Raw genomic sequence first — 22,902 nt, 5'->3', positions numbered from 1 at the left:
TATAATCATACTCACGGAATAGGCTCCATAATGAAAACAAAAGATAATTTCAATAAAATAACGTCTTCTTACACTTATTTATTATTAGTATGTTTTCTTGGTTTTTTTCATTATGAGAGCCTTGCTGCTGAGCCGCTTAAGCAGAGAAATAATGGGACTCCAACATCAATACTTTGCCTAGGAGATTCCATTACCGAAGGAGGCTCAAAATTCAAAGTTTATCGTCATCCCCTTTACAAGAAACTGATCGAGTCAGGCTATAATGTAAAATTCATCGGACCGAAAAGTTCTGTCGAAGATGGCATCCGACTTGGTCACGCAGGCTATAGCGGAAACAATGCCCAGCAGATCAATGCCAAATTCAATGGCATCTATAAGAAGTATCCTGCCGATATTATCCTCATCCATTCAGCTCACAATTATACTCAAGAGCAAAAACCCATAAAAAAGGTCATTGCTAGCCTGAGCTCTATAATCGAAAAAGCAAAAAAGATTAATCCGCAAGTCACCATTTTAATCGCCCGAGGCATCACGAGTGGCAAACTTCCTAAGTATTCATATCTCCCCAAGCTTAATCAAGAAATAACTTTACTTGGTACAAAGCTGAAATCATCAAGTATAATTATTGTTGATCAAGACAAGGATTTTAATTGGAAGACGGACACCGTAAAGGACAAAGTTCATCCCAATGCCCTCGGAGCCGAAAAAATGGCGGACAAGTGGTTTAATAGCTTGCAGCCTATCCTAAAAGAAACACACCGTTTAAATAATAGCCCGATAAATATTCTTCCTGATAACGAAAAACAAGCTTTGGCCAAGGCAGACAAAGTCCTCACATATAAAAGCCTTGCTGACAAAAATCTAAAAATGCATATCTACCTGCCTACAGATTTGAAAAAATCAGAGCTAAGACCAGCCCTATTGTTTATCCATGGCGGTGGCTGGCATGCAGGAAACCCTGCCGTTCATGCGCTCGAATCTATGTATTTTGCCAAACGAGGACTTGTGACTGCCACCATAAGCTATCGTTTACTGGCTCAAAAGGCAGGTGCTAAATCTCCCACCGATTGCCTAGAAGATGTAAAATCAGCCATGCGTTACCTTCGTAAACATAGCACTGAACTACATATAAACCCAGATAAAATCATTGCCTGTGGTGGCTCTGCTGGAGGCCATCTTGCATCTGCACTAGCCACAATAAAGGCTGATAAGCATACACACGATAATCAACAGATTTCATCTATCCCCAATGCTTTAATATTGCTCTATCCTGCCTTTGAATTAGTGAAGGGCTGGAAAAAAGGTGGTGTCATTTGCCGTGAAAAAGGCATGAATCCCGCGAAATTTTCTCCGGCCTTACTCGTCGATAAGAATACGCCTCCTACTCTTATTTTAGCCGGTTCCAAAGACCCCATTTCAACAAGCGAAACAAACCTAGCCTTTATCAAAAAAATGAACTCGTATCACAATAAAGCTAGCTTTATCGAGTACACTGGAAAAGGACATACACTCTTTAAGCGGCACAGAAACGATCTCCACTTTCGTGGCACACTGCATTATATGGAAGCTTTCCTCAAGGAACTTAATTATCTTCAGGAAATTCTCGCTCCACCAATACAGCTTGATCACAAAAAAGTAAGCTAGCAGCCAAACCCGTCATCTCATATGGATTAGATCCGTCTATAAGACGAAAACATTTTATCAAAAGGGTCAAGTCATGAATAAATTATTAATCATTCTCGTGTCTGTATTTTATCTTAGCAGCCTTATTACTGCAGACGAAAAAGCCAATACTCCACCGAATATCATTGTCATTGTTGTCGATGACCTGGGTTATGCCGATATGTCGCACACTGCTATGGCAAGCGATGTATCCACGCCTAATATAGATGCTCTAGCTGAAGCTGGAGTTCGGTTCACAAATGCTTATGCCACCGCTCCCATCTGCAATGCATCTCGCATAGCTATTATGACAGGATCTTACCAGCAGCGTCAAGGGGTCTATTGGTATGGCGGGCCGGGTTTGCACGGTGCAAAATTTACCACCATTGCCGAGAGCCTAAAAGAAAAGGGCTATGCGACTGGACTCGTGGGGAAATTCCATCATGGCAAGACTGATCATATAAATGGTCGTGGTTTTCCCTTAAATCACGGTTTTGACTTTTTTTATGGCTTCAGCGGCGGCACCAAACATTACCTACACCACAGCGATAGCTACCAAGACCGCAACCTCCATGAAGGCGCCATGTATGTGCAGAAAGAGAAAAAAAATGTGGAGGGTTTTACAACCGAGCTATTCGGTGAGCAGGCACGCTCATTTATCAATAAAAATAAAGACAAGTCTTTTTATCTGCACCTCTCATTCAATGCCGTCCATAACTTCACTCATCAGTTACCTGAGAGTTATTTGAAAGAAAAAGGTCTCAAGGGCTTTGCCGATAATGAGAGCAAAGAGACCTATTGGCAATGGCGTCAGAAAATCGGCTATCCGGCTCATCCGGAAGGGCGCGATTATTACCTCGGTCAACTCTATTTTCTCGATCGTGAAATCGGCTTAGTCATGAAGCAGCTAGACGAACTAAAACTCACGGATAATACCGCCGTTTTCTTTATCAGTGATAATGGTGGATCATTGGTGACTTATGCAAATAACGGTGAATTGAATGGGGGAAAATACACTTTATTTGAAGGTGGTAATCGAGTGCCATTAATTATCAAGTATCCACGATTAAATAGTACTACAAAAGTGATTGACTCTGTAACGAGCACGATGGATCTTTACCCGACTATTTGCTCTTTAGTGAAGGCTGAAATACCGTCCCACCTCGATGGCATAAATCTGCTCCCCATACTTTCCGCTAAAGGCGAAATCAAAAAACGGACCTTGTTCTGGGATACCAAGTACCAAGAAGCCCTCCGGCGCGGCAAGTGGAAGTACATAAAGACAAATAAAACGCCAAATAAACGCTTGCAGATAACTGAGACACCCACAGGTGAATTCTTGTATAATCTCGAGCTCGACCCTGGCGAAACCAAGAACCTAGCCACCTTATACCCCGACTTAGTCTCCGACATGAAACTTGCCCTCAAAAAATGGCAAGAAGAGATTAAAAATAAATAAATTCTTCAATTGTATCTATTAGTCCAGTAATGAATTAGATTTACTTTTTAGTGCTGAAAGCACGAATTAACTTAGCCTAGCTCGTGAGAGCTAGGTCCGAGAAATAATTGAACCGTAGAGTTCTGAAGGAACGCATTAAAGCTCTAATCCATGCTTACAGCATTCATAATACTATTCTCGATAATACTTCCCAAGGCTTACGCCATTGGGCTATATTCATTCATGCTTTCAGCATTATCTACTAACACTTTCTCACTCTAATTCATTATCGGATCAATAGGTATATTCTCACTCTGAAACATCATTTTTCGAGCTAGAAATCATCAAGCTCAGACAATAAAACTGCTTAGGATGTAGTCCTATTTTTTCTTAACACGCTTATTCGCTTCAGGACTACCCGCGTCACCATTGCGCGCCATCATGATCGGAAATTGTTCGTCCCACCACTGGTCATAAGCTTTGGTCATTTCAAAAATGAGTTCGGGCTTTGATTTAGATAAATCTTTGAGACAAGCAGGATCATCTTTCACATTAAAGAGTTGCCAGCTATCTCCAGGAGTGACAGCCCAATGAAACTGAGCATTTTTCTGGGTATAAGTTGTACTAATCAATCCTTTTTTAACCTTTCTCATTGTCGTGCACTGACTCGGATATCTTGCGCATACCGCATCCCCACAGTCACTACTATGAACGAGCAGGTAATTGCCTTTGCGGATCGAGCTCATGGCATATTTATGTGCTGCAGCCGTTCCACTGGGCCAACGCCCGACATTGTGAAACAAAAGACGATTATCTTGATCCCATTTTTGATCGTTTATTAAGGGCAATAAACTATAGCCCTCTAATTCCTCTTCTAATTCACTCGGGATTTCTACCCCAGCTAATTCACATAGCGTAGGAAGTACATCGAGATGAGCCGTTAGATTATTGACTGTTTGGGGCTTCCACTGTCCTGGCCAACGCCAAAAGGAAAAAGCTCGTGTTCCACCTTCCCATACGGTACATTTTGGACCTCGCATGCCCGCGTTATAAACATCAAGCCCCTCGGTCACACCATTATCATTCATAAAAATCAGTATTGTATCTTCTGCTAAATCTCGTTTTTTTAGAAAAGCATCCAAGCGTCCAAGATTGTAATCAATATTTTCAATCATCGCAAGATAAGTTGCATGCTTGTTATTGAGTCCCTTGGCTTCATATTTGGCCACAAGATCTTGCGGGGCACCCAAGGGTGTATGAGGTGAATAAGTACAGAGGTAGAGAAAAAATGGCTGATCATCTGCCTCATTAATAAAAGTCATCGCTTCATCGAAGAAGGCATCTTCACGAAAGCCTTTAACTTGACGCCTCTTGCCATTGCGAATCATCTCTACATCAAAATGTTTATGGGGACCTTTTGCGTTCTTCGCATACCAATCAAAACCTCGATATTGTGGTGCATAACCCTTACTATTACCAAGGTGCCACTTGCCCACAAAGCCTGTCTTATAACCCGCCGTCTTTAATAAATCAGGCAAAGTGATCGCATCCTTATGTAAATGCTCACGTGGCTGAATTGTATGCGTCACGCCATTGCGGAACTCATGCATACCCGTCAACAAGGCCGCACGAGTAGGAGAACAGGATGGACTTACATAAAAGCTATCGAAACGTACACTCTCATCATATAAGCGATCCATATTGGGGCTATCTAAATACGGGTGACCATGCTTCGCTACATCGCCATAACCCTGATCATCCGTTAAGATGAAAATTATATTAGGTTTCTTATCGGTATCATGTTTTTTTTCTTGTCCAAACATCGGCAATGAAAAAACAAGTATTAGAAGCGCTGTTTGAAAAAAACTATTTATCATTAGTGAAACTCTCTTTATTTGTCCTGAGTGTATATCTAATACTCAGCTTTGCATTTAAAATTTCTTCTGTCTTTACAAAACAATTATATCCTTATTAAACCCATTTATCTCATGATCGCTACTGCGTAATTCTTAAAAACTCTAAAAAACTAAGCGCGACTCGTCAATTTTGCAGAAAATATGACCGCCTGCCAAAAATCCCCTTAAGGCTTGGGTTGATTCCTAGTGGAAATTTGTTGACGGTGCCATCATCAATTCATGCTCACATTTAATTTTTAGAGCCTCCTTGCCCATGTCATATCTATAGGGCGATTGAGTGATCATGGCATGACATATCATGACGTAATATGACATATCATGACATGACTAATAAATACTATTTATGCTTAATTAGCTATATTTTATCAAGTTTAGCTGCCTAAGGACAAGCTTGGGGTCCTTAAGGGTCTTTATACCTGCTGCTACCTTTTTTAGTAAGGCCCCGAGGGCTCCTCGGCCGCCGGAGGTGCTCCCACACAGGCGATAAAAATATCTGGGGCTCCGCCCCAAACCTCGCTTAAGCTACTGCCGTACGAGCCAATAATTTTCACGATTACCCATAAAGCGGGGCAGAGCCCCTAGTCGCCTGGTCAAGGAATGGCAATTCCTTGCAGGGGGAGCTCGAGGGGGACAGCGTCCTTCTCGTGTGCGAAGCACCATGCCCTTTATTCTGGTTAATCGTGATAATCTTTATCCGCCTGTGTGGCAACACCTGGGAGCTCCGCATTCCAATGCGGATGATGAACATTAGTGGATGACTTTAATGCCTCCGGCGGGCGGAGAGCCTCCGCAGGCGGGTATTTATACCTGCTGCCACCTTTTTAGTAGGGCCCCGAGGGCTCCTCGGCCACCGGAGGTGCTGCCACACAGGCGATAAAAATATCTGGGGCTCCGCCCCACACCTCGCTTAAGCTACTGCCGTACGAGCCAATAATTTTTATCCGCCCGTGTGGCAACACCCCTTAAGAATTCCTACACTCGGAGCTTCGCTCCAGCGCTTAATCTTCACAAGCCCACAGGTCTGATTAATTACGAATTTAATCTTGTAATCTCTTAATTTCGCCTGTTCCTATTTTAGAAAATATTGGGAATAAAAAGCAATTATCTGTTATTTTTACAGCGGATTAAAATGATTATACAGTATCACGGTAAAAAAAAGGGGGTTTAGTAGCTATATAACACAATTAGATGAGGCAGATGATTATGAAAAAAAATGTGAATTACAGCAGCTTAAATAATCGAAAATCCTTCACTTTGCTTGAAATACTGGTGGTGGTGGCGATTATTGGGATTTTGGCGAGCATGTTGTTGCCTACTCTTGGCAATGCGCGTAAAAAAGCCAAAATCGCGGTATGCACTAGCCAGATAAAACAAGTAAATTTAGCCCTGCTCATGTATACTGATGATAGTAATGACTATTTCCCGACGGGATCCACAGGCAATGTGACCTGGGACAATCTAATTGCAGGCTACGATGGACGTGGGTCATTAACAGCAGCGCAACAGGCTCAGGGGGTACAGCTTAAAAGTGTCTATGGGGATGAGTATGGTCAAATATACAGGTGCCCATTGTTTAACGAGACATCATACACAATTATTAGGGAGGATTATATACCTATGACTTATGCCCTGAATCGTGGAGTGGATGGTAATCCTGGTTACATGGGCGTTGCGGGCACTAATTATAGTAGAAGAGTTATGGATATAGCAAATCCTGATACAGCAATGATACTTGGTGAATATTACCGTAACCGTTATAGCTACATGGGCAATAATGTTTGGACTTTAATTTCTATGGCCAATTATAGAACTGCAATAAACGATAGTTTAAACGAGGGTAATAAAGAGATGCACGACGATAGGCAGAGCTTTCTTTTTGCCGACGGACATATTGAGAAATTATCCCGTGATTCTATATGGGTACCTTATAACGATGTTCGAGAAAGTTTGTGGGATACCGAGAAATAGCGCGAGCGCAAAAGCTCTAGTGAATTTTGTATGTAGTTCAAGCTTTAGCTTGCCTTAAATTTGAGGGTTCGGCACTCTAAAAAGTGGACTAAATACGTAGGCATAAGCATTAAATTTGATGGTTCGGCACTCTAAAAAGTGGGAATAAAAAGCACTTATCTGTTATTTTTACAGTAAAAAAACTAATTATACAGTGGCACTATGGCTGTTCATAGGGTTTAGCAATTTAACAACAATTTGGATAGCGAGGATTTTATGAAACAAATAGATTTTAGAAAGAAGGCTAATCCTAGTTTAAACAAGCGCTTCAATTTGATTGAACTTATGTTGGTTATTGCAGTTATTGCTATTTTGAGTAGTTTCTTGTTGCCAGTTCTAAATAAGGCGAAGAAAGCAGCCAGAATTGCCGTATGCGCTAGCAATCAAAAGCAAATAGGCATAGCCTTTTACTCTTCCGCGCATGATAATGACAACTACCTCCCGAAACCTGGCGCTTGGTCTTGGGACGACTTACTTTCTGACTACGATGGCCGTAACCTAACATCAGCGCAAAAAGGTGACCATACCATGAACAGCAGTACATATGGTCAGGATCATGGTGAATTATACCGGTGCCCACTCTTTGACGGATCTCCTACTGTTAGTACACTAGACATCTCTTATGCTGTGAGCAATTACAGCGGTGGTGCTGCCAGCGGCCTAGGGGTTATCAGTGATACTGGTACTAATGCGAATACAGCAAAAATTACTAGGATATCAAAGCCCGATGAAACCATCATGCTTTTTGATTATAATCGTCCAGGTTATAGCAAACTCGGCAGAAATGACCATAGTATTGAAAGGGCGACAGATTTTTTTAAGTGGGAAGTGCTTTCAGGTACAACTGGAGAAATGATGCACGGCAATTATGATGTGAACTACCTCATGATCGACGGCAGTGTGAAGGAGATGGATGTTCTGGATACACTCCATTACTATAAGCCCGGAGCCGCATTTAATAATGTTAGAGGAACTATGTGGGATGCGACAAGATAAGAACGCCGGCAAAAGCTAGCTGAAGGCTGGGCTAGACCATGCGCCCCCACCAAATTGTGGATTTGGTATGTAGTTCAAGCTTTAGCTTGCGGTTTTTTATGTTGATTTAGTCATTCTGCACTCTAAAGAGTGGAGTACATAGCTGAGGCATGAGTATTAAATTTAATCAGCCTGTCCTCATTTCAGTAAATATTTGTAAATTTAATCAGCCTGTCCCCATTTCAGTATTAAATCTGATTATTCGGCACTCTAAAGAGTGGACTACATACCGAGGTATAAGCATCAGCCTGTCCCTATTTCAGTAAATATTTGGAATAAAAAGCACTTATCGATTCTTTTTACAGCCAATTCAACTAATCATACAGCGTGAGAATAGATATCACAGGCTTTATTAGATATGTGTATCAAATAATAGATGAGCTTATTATGAAAAAAAGTATAAATCACAGAGCCCCAAAGAATAGAAAAACCTTTACTTTAATTGAAATACTCGTGGTGGTGGCGATTATTGGCATTTTAGCGTCCCTACTTATGCCTGTCCTAGGCAAGGCCCGAAAAACAGCTAGAAACGTCCTATGCATGAACAATCTAAGGCAATTGCATTTAGCCATAGCCATGTATGCTGATGATAATGGCGGATATGTTCCCGATAGATCAGGCCTTAACAATCAGGTGTCGTGGGACGATATGCTTTCTGGCTACGATGGTCGTGAGGCATTAGAGGATGAGGAAAGAAATGGGCATGCTTTCTTAAAAGATACTTATGGGGAGAACTATGGTATAATATATAAGTGCCCATTTGAGACACCGAATGCTACGACCCCAAACATGACTTATGCTTTTACCCGGTTCTCAAATACTCAAGATGCACTAGGGCTTATGGGTACAGATGCACCAAGACCTCATGAGGTTGGAAAACCCGCTTTAGCAATAATGCTTTTTGAATATCCCTATTCACGTTGTCGTCTTGGCTGGGATAATTATAATATAAAGCGGGCTACAGATCAGCGGGCTCTAATAAACGGCGGTACGTCAATGCTACACGGCCCTTATAAGTCGAACTACCTTATGGCCGACGGACATGTCGAAGGCTTGGAAATTGATGCCACCGTAGTCCCGTTTCAAGCCAATACGTGGGTTACTTATGACAGTTTGTGGGACGCTACAAAATAAGACAGCCCTGAAAAAGCTTCATCTGAAGGCTAGAACTTAGTCGTCTCTTGCTAGTCGCAATTATTGGCAGTGCCATCGTCAATTCATGCCACATTTAATTCTTGGGAAGCGGTATGTTCACTGTGAGAAATGGGGGTATCATTTTTACATACGCGGATATGCAAATGCGGGCGAGACGCCCGCGCTCCCAGGTGATGATCTACTTGTGAATTTTATGCATACCCCAAAAACCTCAGCTTTATTAGCAAATGATTAAAGTTTTTTGAAGAGCGCGTGCGAACGGGTGAAAAAAATATTCGCCCGTACGGCAGTACCTTAAGGTGAGGAGCCCCTATATATTAAAAGCTATAAATGCCTCCGGCGAGCGGAGAGCCTCCGCGGGCGGGTAAAAAAAACATTCGCCTGTACGGCAGTACCTGGGCGCTCCGCATTCCTATGCGGATAATAAAAATTAATGTATGATTTTAATGCCTCCGGCGAGCGGGTAGCCTCTAATGGGTGGAACTTAAGCACATGCCGAAGGTATGTAGTATGGTAGCCACCGGATTTATCCGGTGGGTATTGTTAAAAAAATGATACTCATGCCGAAGGTATGAAGGAAACGCTCTGCAGCGTACCTTCGGCACGCACGATTCTGTTATTCAAACACCACGGACTTACGTCCATGGCTACATTCCTAAGCTCTTCGAGCTCAAATATCTCTTAAGTTCCCTACCATCAGGAGCCCCCGCGGGCGGATTAAAGGATAAGGTAGACCTTCCTGGAGGTAGATTTGACTTAGACGCATTAATTTTTTTTAAAACTGAAAGTTTTTCAGTAAAAGTTTGCTTAATCAGGGGTCTCCAAATTAATAATCTTATATAAGGACTAAAATCTACTGAGAGTTATTTTTTACTTGAGCACCTTCGACTTTTGGGGGCGGCAACAAGTTGCCCTAGGTGGCGCTAACGCCTGTCTTGTGCTCGTTTCGAACTTAGGTTTCAGCAAGGGCCAATGATGGCAAACTGATAATAGAAATTTTCTAATTGTCTTTATTTGTTCATCGGCGCAGCCTTTTGGCCAAGTAGTCTAATCACGGACAATTCCTAGAATTAAAAAGTTCATATTACATTGGGCTTAAAGCCTTGTGGAACATATTTTGATCTAAGTTTAAGAAAAGGTTTTTCAATAATCACTGTCGCTAAGTAACCTACTAAAATCGAAAGCCCTATATAGAAGGTCGCCTGAATTAAAAGAACAATTTCAGGAACTGTACTAATATTTGAAATAGCTATTTGAATCGGCTCATAAAAAGGTTTAAAAAGTTTTGGTAAAAAGAAATGCCATAGATAGATATTATAAGACCAACATCCTATGTGAGCTAAAGCTTTTGCTGCATAAGTAGATTCAAAAGAACCAAAACCATGACAAATAACTCGTGATAATATTAATCCGTACCCCAAGGTTAGAAGTGCAAAACCTAACGTAAACATAAAGGGGGTATTTCTACCCCAGAACATCGACGGGATCACACATAAAAAAGCCAAGCTAAATATAGTGAGTTGATGCTTAGTCAATAAAGCTTTCATTTTTTCTTTATTATTGCGATAAAAGTACTGTATAACGACCCCTGCTAATAAACTATCAAAACGAAAGTGAGATAGCATAAAATGGTTCTTTAAATCATCTACGTTATAGCTATGTATGAATCTATTTGCAATAATCAAAATAATGATAATGCTCATAACGATAGGCAGGGATTTAAGGTTTTTATTAACCTTGTCAGAAAAATTGTAAATGGCTAAAATCAAGAAGGGTAAAATGGTGTAAAAATGTTCTTCAATTGTCAATGACCAAGTAGGTCCATTAGTGCCTATATCGAAATAATTCTGCAAATACAAAACATGAACGATCACCTGAGTCAATTGATCACTAAAATCTCCCTCTCTAATCCAATTAGTTGCACCAAACAGTGCCAAAACAACAATTAGGAAATAATATGAAGGCCAAATTTTCAAACCTCTTCTTAATAAAAAGCGCTTGATATTAATTTTTTTAAATTGCTCAAGTTCAGATAAAAGAAGGCCTCCAATTAAAAAACCACTCAAAACAAAAAATAAATCAACCCCAGACCAACCAAGTCCTCTTATTTTCCAAAAGATAAAACCTGTCAGCCCTGTAAGCTCAGGCATATTAGGAATACTATCAATACTCACATGATGTATTAATACAATCATAATACAAATACCTCTGAGTATATCTAGAGATAAAACTCTTTTATTCATTTCCATTATCTACTCACTTTACATTTTTATTGTAATTGAAGCTTAAGCACAAATTAAACACTTTATGTTATAAAAGTTATAAATAATTAAAAATAAAGGATTTAAAAAAATTCTCATGTTCATGTTTTTTCCTTTTAATGATGTGTACAAAAATAAAATTCACTAATTTCGCACACATCATTAGGAGAGCTCGTATGTGACGCGCTAAAAATATTTTTATATTGTTAGACAACGGCATTCAAAAGTTCAGTCAGCATGTCTATACCTAAGTTCACTTCTAAGCCAACTTTAAAGGACGTGGATTGAGGCGGACTCGTCTGGAAGGTAAGCTTGTCTGAGACGCAAAAATAATAACCCTGATCATCCGTTAAGATGAAAATTATATTAGGCTTCTTATCGGTATCATGTTTTTTTTCTTGTCCAAACATCGGCAATGAAAAAACAAGTATTAGAAGCGCTGTTTAAAAAAAACTATTTATCATTAGTGAAACTCTCTTTATTTGTCCTGAGTGTATATCTAATACTCAGCTTTGCATTTAAAATTTCTTCTGCCTTTACAAAACAATTATATCCTTATTAAACCCATTTATCTGACGACCGCTACGGTGTAATTCTAAAAAACTCTGAAAAACTAAGAGCGATTCGTCAATTTAGCAGAAAAATAAGACTGCCTGCCAAAACTCCCCTTAAAGGCTAAGGCTAGTTCCTAGTGGAAATTTGTTGACGGTGCCATCACCCATTCATGACACATTTAATTCTTGAAAAGAACTATGTTCACTGTGAAAATGGGGGCACCCATGCGATTAAGTTTTTCACATACTCGGATATGGCAAATGCGGGCGAGACGCTCGCGCTCCCAGGTGATGATCTGCTTGTGAATCTTATCAATATCTCCAAAAAATTTAAAAAAAAGGGGGATTTTGAGCGGGTAAAATACATTCGCACGTACGGCAGTACCTGGGAGCCCCGCATTCCAATGCGGATGATAAAAATCAGTCTATGATTTTAATGCCTCCGGTGGCCGATGAGCCTCTAATGGGTGGAACTTAAGCACATGCCGAAGGTATGTAGTATGGTAGCCACCGGATTTATCCGGTGGATATTGTTAAAAAAATGATACTCATGCCGAAGGTATGAAGGAAACGCTCTGCAGCGTACCTTCGGCACGCACGATTCTGTTATTCAAACACCACGGATTTAGGTCCATGGCTACATTCCTAAGCTCTTCGAGCTCAAATATCTCTTAAGTTCCCTACCATTAGGAGCCCTTAGGGCCCTACTAAAAAAGGTAGCAGCAGGTATAAATACCCTTGTAGGGTTTGGGGCAGAGCCCCAGATGTAAATGCCTTCGGCGAGCGGAGAGCCTCCGCGGGCGGATAAAAATCATTGGCCCGTACGGCAGTACCTTCAGCGAGCTTTGGGGCAGAGCCCCAGATATTTTTATCGCCTGTGTGGCAGCACCTCCGGTGGCCGAGGAGCCCTCGGGGCCTTACTAAATAAGGTCGCAGCACGTATAACATTCAATTCATACTTAATCCATCCGCCAGGTCAAGGAGTGGCAGCTCCTTGCAGGGTTTGGGGCAGAGCCCCAGTATAAATACCTCCGGTGGCCGAGGAGCCCTCGGGGCCTTACTAAAAAAGGTAGCAGCACGTATAACATTCAATTCATACTTAATCCATCCGCCAGGTCAAGGAGTGGCAGCTCCTTGCAGGGTTTGGGGCAGAGCCCCATATGTAAATGCCTCCGGCGGACGGAGAGCCTCCGCGGGCGCTTAAAAATGCCTACTTTGCGATCACAATAGTTTGTGACTGCTGCTGACGAACGATCTTGAGTGTGAGGGCTTTGTTTCCAACGCGGCCACAAGCCTTGAGCAAGGCATCACTTGTACGGACTGCTTGGCCATTGACTTCTTGTACCACGTCGCCTTCTTTCAAACCTTTTTTAGCCGCCACGGAATTCTTTGCAAGCGCAATCAATATAACTCCACCATCTTCTTTACTCACGCCGTAGGCAGAGAATTCTTCACCCGCCAAAGTCTGCAGGCTCGCACCGAGCCAGGCAGAGGTTTTGGAAACTTGCTTCGCGGCTGGTGCTTTTCTAGCAGGTCGACGCTTCGCTTTTGCTTTGGTAAGCACTGGCATGGGAAGTATTGGCGTACGGGCAATTTTTCTGAGTGCGGGCTTCTTCACCCCGAATTGGTCCATGGGGAAATTTTTGAAGCCAATTTCGAAGGCAGGCGAATTGTCTTTGACAGCAAAGTCCCCTTTGCTGGGATCAATAAACTGTGGCTTAGCAAAGATCGAATTTTTATCCCAACCTAATGTTTTTGAAGTCGCTTTGACTTGAGATTCATTGGCAACATAAAATAGGTTTTTATCGACTCGTGCAGCATCTGCATTGGGGCGTTTCATCCGTGCCGGACGATGTCGACTCATGAGGATATTGCCGTGAACTTCGTCCCCATTGCCAAGATACCAAACGTGTGGATGCAGACCATTATTTATGATAACATTATTCCAGGCGTGGCGACGGAAACCTTCTCGTAGTTTGAGCCCCTTCGCAAGTAGCAGGTTATTATAAATGTCGTAGTTGCTCGAGCCATCATCTAGATCAATATCCCAACCATGGTCACAACGCCAGCGACTATTGCGGATGACGCTGGTTTTCACCGCATCGAGTAAGGATAATTCGGCGAGCTTGCCTGCGGGTGCAGAGTTAAGATGCCAGAAGCGATCGCGGCCCCAAGAATTGAACGAGCCGTGGTCACTCGTCTCTAGCACGGTATCAAAGACGTCACAGCCTTCGATCAGGTGTCCACCCCAGGTGCCTTCACTTATATTAATGCCTGAGCGAGCACAATCATAGATGGAAACGTCACGGACAGTGATGCCCTGCGCCATGGAAATCTGTACTGCAGCGGGTTGCTTTTCAACTGTTCCGATTCCGTGTATGAGGCAATCCTCAACAATCGAGTCGGCTGGATAGTTATCGGTTTTTGGTCCCGGAGTAAGGTCGATTTCTGAAAAATCATTAACTTCTTTGTATTCAAAACGCGGATTGCGCACCGCCTTCGGATCGCCCACAAAACATACCCCACTCGCACCTGCATCGTGAATATGGCAGCCTTTAACCTGAACGCGACGATTGTAATTATTAACAAAGATTGCGTTGCCACCAACTTGATCAAATTCGCAATCAAGAAGAGATACATCCTCAGTTCCAGTCAGTAGGAAGGCACCGCCACGGTAGATTGCCCAATCCGAGCGCAATAAGGGTTCTTTGCAATCCATAAAAGTTCTTGCGGTGTGACGAAGCGTAAAACCCTGTATGGCGATCTGCTTTACAGGTTTTTCTTGGCTTCCCTGGAATTCGACTAAGTGACGAAGGCGCACGACCTCGAGCTTAGCTTTTGTTAAATCCACGCCGGGCGCGGGCATGTAGTAGAGGGTGGAGGTCTTGGCATTGTGGAACCACTCGCCAGGCGCATCGAGTTCCTCGAAAATATTCTCTACCATACGGAACTTCTTGTGCATGCCCATCTGACGGTTGTTCTGCCAACCACCCTCATAAGTCACCTCACCCTTGGCATCCTTGCCAGTAATGCGGTAATGATAGCCACCCCATCGATGAAGGTGCATGGCGTGAATATAGCCACCAGTCGGATCGGCCCAATTGGCCGCTCGCTCTTTAGAAAAGGCATCGGCAGAATAGCCCTGGTAAGCATCAGTTTTCTTTTTGGCATCGTAGTTTGGATAACGCGCCATACGCTGTGCGCTGCCATCGAGGAAGACCTGATCGATTTCCAAGCCTTGAGGCGTTTTTGCCTGAAAGATGCCGTCCTTATAAGCGGACCATTTGAGATTGAGCCTTGAGCCACCACTCAGCACCGCCCCACCTTCATTTTCAGCACGGTAAACAACTGGAAACTCCGCCGTTCCGGAATCCTCGGGAGAGAAGATCAAGGTCTCGGGCAAGTAATAAATGCCGTCGGCGATATTCACCGTCACCGCATCTTTTCCCGCATGCGATCGTACAAGATCACGTGCTTTCGCCAAGGAGGCCAAGGGCTTGCTTTGGCTTCCCAGATTCGTATCGCTACCCGCCGGGCTCACATAGAGCTCGGTCCCAGCCATTGCAACACTTCCAAATATTGGAATGATGACCATCAAAAACTTCCATCCCCTAAAAACTCTACTTTGCTGCATATTATCTTTTTTCATCATTTGCTCCTTATGCTCTATTTTGTATTCTTTTTAATAAATTCGAGTACGGGTGTCGGATCTTTCATACCGTGGGAGTGACCCTTGTTCTCCACAATCACTTCAATGGAACCACCGAGCGCCTTATAGCGTTGCTCCATGATGGCGTCGTTTTCCTCGTACGGCACCGCGGAGTCTTTGCTTCCGCAAACCATTAGAATCGGCACACCAGCTTTGGCTAGAGGTTCTAACAAATCAATCGGGCTTTCTTTGGTTTTGAGTGCCTCTGCGTCCGTGGCATAGCCGAAGGCCTGCTTAAAGAGCGTCCAGGATTTACGATTCCCACTAGAGCTTGACTTGTTGCCAGGAACGGATTTTCCCGCTGGCCAGCTCAACACGTTGCAAACCCCATTATCTACATAGATGCTTTCCACCTTTTGCGGATTCTCAGTCGCCCAGCGGAAAAGAGACAAGGTTCCTCGACTCATCGATGCCATCGAACATTTCTTCGAGAACCCATACTCTTGTGTCAGCAAGTCGTAGGCACCATCAATATTGGCATTACCACGGGGATGTCCGGAAACATCACCGTGAGCGAGCACGACGTGATAGCCCTGATCGACCAATTGAAGATCAGCATTGCTAAATTGCTTAATGGCATCCCAATAGAGGCTGCGCCATAGCCAAGGTTTCCCGGGGGCAGCATTCTTTGGACAAACGATCGAAAAATCCCCCTTTGCGGTCTTCACATTATCGTAGCGATCATAGCCACGAAAATCGCTTCTCTTGCCAGGAAACAGAGCTGACTCTGGCTTGAGTGATGCTTCAATGGCATTGAACCACTGCGCTGCCATCGTGTCGTTGCCGCTTGCGTTGGGGTGGAGATTATCGCCACGCATATTTTTTTTATAGGCCTTATCAATGGGCGTAAACTGATCCACATAGAAGATCTTCTTTCCTTTCGTTCGATAGGAGTCGACGATCCCGGGAATGGATTCATTAAAGAGGACCACCCTGCTTCGATCGGCTTCATTGCGGCGATTCGGCGGAATTGACGCCAAAAAGATGGTCGGCTTGCCTGCACCGGGCAATGCGTAGATATCGTCCAGCAAGGTCGCTAAACGCGCCGGAGCGCCGGCGAGCTCATAAGCATGCCCGATATCGTTGGTTCCGATCATAATCAAAATTATATCCGGCTTTACCAAGGTCAGACGGCCGCTTTTCCAATATTGCGAAAGCCCCGAGCCAATTCCCCTTAATGGGCGTTTCCGTTTTTGGATGCTTCCCTTGGTGATTAGATAGCCCGATATCCCCGTGTGATAGTGATAGAGATTGTCTAGCGGAGAGTTTCCAGACATGGGAAGACCATCGACATTCCTGGTGTGATGCCCGGTATAACTGAACGAATAGCCCTTCGCGTTCAGCAGGTCGTAAAGCGATTTACGTGGCGAGCCCTTGGCATCGCCGTCGGCGTTGCTCTGGGTGATCGAATCGCCAATGAACCAGATCGCACCGAGCTCTTTTCCAGCCGAAAGCTCAATGCTCTCAGCCGCAAAGGCAGTGACAATACTGAAAGAAAGCATCATGGCTGTCATCAATCGTTTGTTCATCACCTTAGTCCTGTATATCATTCTTTTATTGTTGAATTTGTTTAATTAAATAAGTCTCTCCAAGAGTGGAAGAAAAGTGGATCTGATCTGTTCCTTCACGCGTGACTTCTACTGCATTGCCATTGCTGTCTGCAATCGTGGCCTTGGCGATTCCGGGGTAGTTGACGCGACATACGCCACCGCTTCTGGACTGGATAGAAATCAAACTTGCTTTTCCCTCTTGCCATTTTGCGGAGACCACAAAATTGCCTCGCGCCACCAGGCCGTCAAAGTGTCCGGTTTTCCACACTTTTGGCAGCGCTGGGAGCACTCTTATAGAATTATCGTGACTCTGCAGCAGCATTTCTGCGACTCCTGCCATGGTGCCGAGGCTGCCGTCAATCTGAAAGGGAGGGTGAAGAGCCCAGAGGTTGGTCGCGGTACGTTCGCGAATAAAACGCTTATAGGCTTCATGTGCCTTATCGCCCTCGCCGAGGCGGGCACGGCTATTCATGCGGTGAGCCAGGGCCCATCCGGTGGTTCTGTCGCCGCGCAGATCCAGTGTTTTACTTGCGGCCTGCATCCATTCTGGTTTAGAATTAATGAGGGTTCCCGGATAGAGCGGGCAAAGATGAGAAATGTGGCGGTGTCTTGGCTGACCGATATCGCTGTAATGGTTTTCCTCACGGTATTCCTTAATCTGACCATCGGCCCCGACCAAAATAGGATCGAGCTTGGTAATCTGCTCGCGGATGGTATCGAGGAAGGGGTCTTTGTTACCGAGTTCATTGGCGAGTGACAGTGTGTCGGAATAGCTTTCCCAGACAAAGCCCTGATCGAAAGTACAGCCGGCAGTAATGTAGTTTCTCCCTCCTTTCAGATGGCCCGGCATGCCCTTCACTTGCTCGGCACTAGAAGTCTGTTCTGGCGAAGCAGAAGGTTCTACTAAAAGTTTATTGCCATGGGGAATCAGTACTTTTGAATAAAATTTACTCAAGGAGAGCATTGCCGGGTAGGCGACTTCTTCGAGATATTTTTTGTCCTGTGTAAACTTATAATAATCGACGAGAAGTTTCGCCGTAAAGCCTCCCGTTCCCGGGCCAGAATGTCCGCCAGCGCTGGGTATATAGTAGGCATTGGCTCCGGTGCCAATGATCCAGCCATTATCGCCTCCCTTCGTCAACTGCTTTGGATTGTACTTGCGAACGTAGTCGGCGGCATGCCCTCGTGCTATGGGTAGGTAGGCTTTGTAAAAGTTGGTGTAAGCCTGGAAACACTCGCCCAGATTGGTGCTCATGGAGCCCCAATAATTCATCTGCACATTGATATTATGCCAAAATCCTCCCGACCATGGAGTGTAATAATCCTGGCTCCATACACCCTGTAGGTTGGCGGGCAGGCTCTTCTCGCGCGAGCTGGAAATGAGTAGGTAGCGACCATACTGAAACATGAGTTCTTCAAGCCAGGTATTGGTTTTGCCTTTTTGGTACTTCTGCAGAAGGATGTGCGTCGGATCGACTGAAGGCTTTGAATTTAAGTTCACTGAAACACGGCCGAACAGGTTTTGGTAATCCTTGAAGTGATTCTCTTTGAGCGCCGCATAGCCCATATCTTGAGCTAATTGAATACGAGCAGAAACTTGCTCATGTGGAAATTGCTTGGGGTCGAGCTTTTTTGCCGAAGCATTACGGAAAGTCTTGGCGCTGATGCGGTAGTTGGTTCCCGTCGCAATCAGTAGCGTGACTGAATCGGCCTCACTGACCTTGATAGTGCCGTCTTTAGCATTGGCGCTCACGGAGCCACCTTCGTTCAGTACCTTGATCTGACCCTCATAATTACAGCTAAACAAAGGCATCGTTCCTTTGAGTGTTAGAAGATTGTCCACAGCAGTAATAGAACCCGTGCGCTGCTTCATCGCAAGGTAGGGGATTTCAGGACGTACAGTAAAAGAAAGCGATCCCTTTTTATCCGCAGTGAGTCGAATGACCACTATATTGTCCGGGTAAGAAGCAAAATACTCACGCTTAAAGCTCACTTTTTTGTGCATGTAGGAAACATGGGCGATGGCTTCATTCAGATTGAGCGAGCGACGGTAATTACTCACCTTTTGCTGATTAAAATCGAGCAATACTTCGGCAAAGCTAGTTAATCCGCCCTTCCCGTAAATGCCCCGATTATGAAGTGTTTTATCGGTAAGCTGAATACGCTCGGTATCCGTCCGCCCAAAGATACTGACGCCTGTATAACCGTTGCCGATAGGATACGACCAGCGTTCCCAGTCATGGTCATAAGACTTTGGTCTTTTACTCGATTTTGTACTCTCCCACTTGCTGCGCCCATTATTCGGAGCTGCTTGCGGTTCCCAGAGTTCGTAGTTTCTCGGCGCAGTATCGCCGAAGGAAGATAGTGCCAGACAGAAAGTCAGCATGAGTATGGTTTTCATTTTTATAGTCTCCTAAATATTTAGCTAATCATTGTTTTAAATTTTTTGTTAAGTGGGTGAAATTCTTTCTTTAAGCTGTTCTCACGATCTTTAGCGAGCTGCTATTACTTGCGATTTTTTCTTGTGCTCGTTTTTGCCTCTTGGTTCTTCCAGAGCACAATATTCTTATGATCATTTTTAGCTTTCGGCCCATCGGTGCTGCGACCATTGTAAATATCGGCAGTGAGATCCGCAAGTAAGCGCTCGGCGACTTCGGGGTGAGCGAGATAGAGGTTGTTCTGTTCACCAGGATCTTTTTCCATGTCGTAAAGCTGCGCCTTGGGTGCATCGGCCCCGGCCTGACTTTCCTTGGGGGCAGTCCACCCACCGGATTCCTTGGCCAAGCAGAGTTTCCATTTTCCCTGTCGATAGGCGAAGTGACCTGAAATCGAATGGTGAATCACACCTTTGCGGGTGGACTGGATGGTCTTGCCTGATAATGCCGGCAGGAAGCTTACGCTATCTTCGGCCATGTTCGGTGCTTTCTCTCCAGTGATGTCCGAAACCGTCGCGAAGAAGTCGACCAAGGTGATTAACTGCTCACTTTTAGATCCTGCTTCAGTCTTGCCTGGCCAACGGACGATAAAGGGTACGCGGTGACCACCCTCCCAGATGTCGGCCTTAGAACCGCGGTATTGGGCACTTACATGGTGCCCCTGCTTGCGGAGGTCTCGGATATCGGCGGACTTTGAACAGCCATTGTCACTCGTAAAGATCACTACTGTGTTGTCCGTAAAGCCATTTTTCGCGAGCGCGTCGGTGATGATCCCGACGGTGGCGTCGGTCTGCATCACAAAATCGCCATACGGCCCCAGCTCACTTTTCCCCTGCCACTCCTTGGAGGGCACTATCGGTGTGTGCGGTGAGCCCAGCGGCACGTAGAGAAAAAAGGGCTGATCGGGCGACTTGGCGCGCTCTTCAATATAAGTCACCGCTTTTTCGCTTAAGCGCGGCAGCATGTTGATTTCATCTTCATGAAGAATAACGGTATCGTTCTCAATTACCGCCTTCATATTTCCGGCATGATGGAAACCGTGATAGCTGTCAAAGCCCCGGCTAAGCGGTCCATCCGGGATTTTGCTTCCGACCGGTGGCTGAGTTTTTCTATTAAGCCGTTTCAGTATTTTGCCGCTGACCGGATCCTGATATTGGAAGTCGAGATGCCATTTGCCGAGTATTGCTGTCGTGTAGCCCTGCTTCTTCAGCAAGCCGGCCACCGTGAGCCGGTCGGGCGTGATCAGGCAGGGCTTGTACCCCGCCACCACACCGCTCTGTAGCCGTGTCCTCCAGCTGTAGCGGCCAGTCAGCAGTCCGTAGCGCGTCGGCGTGCAGACTGACGAGCCGGAATGGGCATCGGTGAAGGTCATACCTTGCTCAGCGATCTTGTCGATATGCGGCGTTTTGATCTTGCCCTTCTCCGGGTTGAGGCATTGCACATCTCCATAGCCGAGATCATCGCACAGGATCAAGACGATGTTGGGGCGGCTTGTCGCCGCGAATGTGTTGAAGGCCATGAGCGATAGCGCGGCAAACAGGGCAGTTTTTAGTCTTTTATTTTTCATGGTTTCCAGATTATCATTTTTGAAATTGTTGTACATAAGTTTTTGAATTCTTGGCTTAGCGCGTGGATTTACCTTTTTGAATTTCAGCCAGGTGCGCTTCCATTTTCTGGATGCGTTCTGGTGATTTATCATATAAATTACTTCGTTGGCCGAGATCATTGGAAAGATCGAACAATAAGCCCGGTGCATCACTAGAGTCACCCTGCCATATATTCTTATACCATTCGGGCTCCGAGCTGATTCCACCTCGACGTAAGTAGGCCCAGGGTCCTTGGCGAAGTCCCAGCTTGCCATTGGAGGCATGGTAAACGAGTTCTTGGCGTACAGTTTTGTTTGAACGTAGTGTAGCTAAAATATCTAGGCTATCTTCTGCGATACCGTCTTCGAGCTTGTAATCGATGATTTCAGCGATCGTGGCAAAAAGGTCAGTTTGGGAGATCAGGGCATCAATTTGTCGACCACCCTTGATTCCGCCTTTGGGCCAGGACGCTATAAAGGGGACGCGATGACCGCCTTCGAAGAGATCGCGTTTGAGGCCACGCAGGAGACCAGAGGGATTGTGCTGATGTGTTTGAATGCGTTCGCGCATAAAGGGTGCTGGGCCATTATCGCTAGATATAATTAATAGCGTATTATCATAAACCCCCGCGCTTTTTAAGGCGGCCACAACCTGTCCGACAGCGTCATCTGTCTGGACAATAGAGTCGCCGTAGGGACCGGCTGCACTACTATCTTTAAATTTTTCTAAAGGAACAATGGGTGAATGAGGTGTGGTAGTGGCGAACATGAGAAAGAAGGGTTTGGAGCTTTTGCTCCGCTGCTCAATGGTTTCGACTGCTTTGGCGGTAATCGTCGGCATGACATTCTTTAGTTGCCAGCCCTTTTCTCCGGGACCGACGCCGTGAATATAGCCGCCCTTCATTGTTTGTTGCTTCATGAGTTTTCGTCCGTCGATATTAACGGGATCACAAGTTAAGTGCTGATTTTCGATGAAGGCGTAAGGAGGCATATTGGGTACATCGTCACCAAAGTAGGTGTCAAAACCAGCTCCCAAAGGTCCACCCTCTATGGGCTTTGACCAATCAAACATCTCACATGTCGCCTTGCTCGTTCCTTTGCCAATGATGGATTCTGGCGGTTTTTCTCCACCCTTCCAGGGCCAGTCGAAGCCCAGGTGCCATTTGCCGACCAAAGCGGTGAAGTAGCCTTTGCTTTTTAAAATTTTCGGTAGCGTGACGCGATCTTTTTCAATTGCGGATTCTTTCCATGGGTTCAAGCGACCAGCACGCAAGGTTCCCCGCCAAGCGTAGCGTCCCGTGAGCAAAGCATAGCGACTGGGACTGCATACGGTACTTGGAGCATGGGCATCGGTGGCCCAGACGCCTGCTCTGGCAAGCGCATCCATGTGCGGAGTTTGAACCTTAGATTCAGGATTCAGGAAAGAGACGTCGCCGTAGCCCAGATCATCAGTCAAAACGATGACAATATTGGGCTTGCCGTGGCCTAGTGTGCTTTCACCTTCATGAGCATTTGAGGGCATGAGTGATTGCGTGCTGACGCAGAAGAAGACAAATAAGTTAGAGCGTACGAGTGGTGAAAAAATCATATTTAGT

The 22,902-nt window shown here is 44.8% G+C and carries 12 protein-coding genes; 5 read left to right on the top strand and 7 right to left on the bottom strand.

Features of this window, described 5'->3' with window-relative positions; translation table 11 throughout:
- Positions 1 to 30 precede the first annotated feature (30 nt).
- Both PQO03_RS14090 and PQO03_RS14085 read left to right on the top strand, forming a co-directional pair.
- Positions 31 to 1,644, top strand: a complete 1,614-nt coding sequence (locus PQO03_RS14090; RefSeq protein ID WP_274153831.1) for an alpha/beta hydrolase fold domain-containing protein — start codon at positions 31 to 33, stop codon at positions 1,642 to 1,644.
- Between the two features lie 73 nt (positions 1,645 to 1,717).
- Entirely contained in the window at positions 1,718 to 3,121 is a 1,404-nt protein-coding gene (locus tag PQO03_RS14085; protein ID WP_274153830.1) for a sulfatase family protein, read from the top strand.
- 359 nt (positions 3,122 to 3,480) lie between these two features.
- Here the strand turns inward: PQO03_RS14085 and PQO03_RS14080 are convergent, their stop codons facing one another.
- Positions 3,481 to 4,977, bottom strand: a complete 1,497-nt coding sequence (locus PQO03_RS14080; protein ID WP_274153829.1) for an arylsulfatase — start codon at positions 4,975 to 4,977, stop codon at positions 3,481 to 3,483.
- A gap of 1,242 nt (positions 4,978 to 6,219) precedes the next feature.
- Between PQO03_RS14080 and PQO03_RS14075 the strand changes: the two genes are divergently transcribed.
- The 3 genes from PQO03_RS14075 (at position 6,220) to PQO03_RS14065 (ending at position 9,192) form a co-directional block, all read left to right on the top strand.
- The gene (locus PQO03_RS14075; protein ID WP_274153828.1) at positions 6,220 to 6,984 is read left to right on the top strand and encodes a type II secretion system protein; all 765 of its coding nucleotides are present in this window, start codon (positions 6,220 to 6,222) and stop codon (positions 6,982 to 6,984) included.
- Between the two features lie 255 nt (positions 6,985 to 7,239).
- On the top strand, positions 7,240 to 8,019 hold the full coding sequence (locus PQO03_RS14070) for a type II secretion system protein (RefSeq protein ID WP_274153827.1): 780 nt from the start codon (positions 7,240 to 7,242) through the stop codon (positions 8,017 to 8,019).
- A 426-nt stretch (positions 8,020 to 8,445) separates the two neighbouring features.
- Positions 8,446 to 9,192 carry a type II secretion system protein gene (locus PQO03_RS14065; RefSeq protein WP_274153826.1) on the top strand — a complete coding sequence of 249 codons (747 nt, stop codon included), beginning with the start codon at positions 8,446 to 8,448 and terminating at the stop codon, positions 9,190 to 9,192.
- A gap of 1,100 nt (positions 9,193 to 10,292) precedes the next feature.
- Here the strand turns inward: PQO03_RS14065 and PQO03_RS14060 are convergent.
- The 6 genes from PQO03_RS14060 to PQO03_RS14035 form a co-directional block, all read right to left on the bottom strand.
- Complete coding sequence (locus PQO03_RS14060; RefSeq protein WP_274153825.1) at positions 10,293 to 11,462, bottom strand: acyltransferase family protein; 1,170 nt, start codon at positions 11,460 to 11,462, stop codon at positions 10,293 to 10,295.
- Between the two features lie 1,776 nt (positions 11,463 to 13,238).
- Positions 13,239 to 15,677 (bottom strand): PDZ domain-containing protein, encoded by a 2,439-nt coding sequence (locus tag PQO03_RS14055; RefSeq protein WP_274153824.1) that lies wholly within the window; start codon positions 15,675 to 15,677, stop codon positions 13,239 to 13,241.
- Between the two features lie 17 nt (positions 15,678 to 15,694).
- Positions 15,695 to 17,266, bottom strand: coding sequence for a GDSL-type esterase/lipase family protein (locus tag PQO03_RS14050; protein ID WP_274153823.1), 1,572 nt, complete (start codon positions 17,264 to 17,266; stop codon positions 15,695 to 15,697).
- A 25-nt stretch (positions 17,267 to 17,291) separates the two neighbouring features.
- Positions 17,292 to 19,688, bottom strand: a complete 2,397-nt coding sequence (locus PQO03_RS14045; protein WP_274153822.1) for a glycoside hydrolase family 95 protein — start codon at positions 19,686 to 19,688, stop codon at positions 17,292 to 17,294.
- A 104-nt stretch (positions 19,689 to 19,792) separates the two neighbouring features.
- The gene (locus PQO03_RS14040; protein WP_274153821.1) at positions 19,793 to 21,421 is read right to left on the bottom strand and encodes a sulfatase family protein; all 1,629 of its coding nucleotides are present in this window, start codon (positions 21,419 to 21,421) and stop codon (positions 19,793 to 19,795) included.
- Positions 21,345 to 22,895 (bottom strand): sulfatase family protein, encoded by a 1,551-nt coding sequence (locus PQO03_RS14035; RefSeq protein ID WP_274153820.1) that lies wholly within the window; start codon positions 22,893 to 22,895, stop codon positions 21,345 to 21,347. The genes PQO03_RS14040 and PQO03_RS14035 overlap by 77 nt, the downstream gene beginning before the upstream one ends.
- Between the last annotated feature and the right edge of the window lie 7 nt (positions 22,896 to 22,902).

It is taken from the genome of Lentisphaera profundi, from assembly GCF_028728065.1.
GTDB lineage: Bacteria > Verrucomicrobiota > Lentisphaeria > Lentisphaerales > Lentisphaeraceae > Lentisphaera > Lentisphaera profundi.
The sequence above is the reverse complement of the archived record's forward strand: the minus strand, read 5'-3'. Positions and strand labels throughout refer to the sequence as shown.